This is a genomic window from Maritimibacter harenae, from assembly GCF_009882975.1.
GTDB classification, from domain to species: domain Bacteria; phylum Pseudomonadota; class Alphaproteobacteria; order Rhodobacterales; family Rhodobacteraceae; genus Maritimibacter; species Maritimibacter harenae.
Genome location: NZ_WTUX01000003.1, coordinates 64,181 through 64,453 on the forward strand (window position 1 = coordinate 64,181; position 273 = coordinate 64,453).

Sequence of the window (273 nt, forward strand, 5' to 3'; positions counted from 1 at the left end):
CAAAGAGGGGGAACTCGTTCTTGACCTCTGACGCCGTCCGCATCGGCGTGGCGGGCCTCGGCCGCGCATTCATGTTGATGCTGCCCACCTTCCGCGCTGATACGCGAGTGCGACTGGTGGCCTGCGCCGCGCCGCGGGCCGAGAGCCGAGATGCCTTCGAGGCGGAGTTCGGCGGCACGGGTTATTCGGACGTGGAAGCGATGGCCGCCGATCCGGAGGTGGAAGCAATCTATGTCGCGACCCCGCATCAGATGCACGCCGAACACGTCGAGG

1 protein-coding gene is annotated in these 273 nt (G+C 66.7%); it reads left to right on the top strand.

All coding sequences use genetic code 11. The features are described 5' to 3' along the window. Positions 1 to 20: 20 nt before the first annotated feature. Positions 21 to 273, top strand: a 253-nt coding sequence (locus GQE99_RS21420) for a Gfo/Idh/MocA family protein (protein ID WP_235917072.1), incomplete at its 3' end; no start/stop codon positions are given.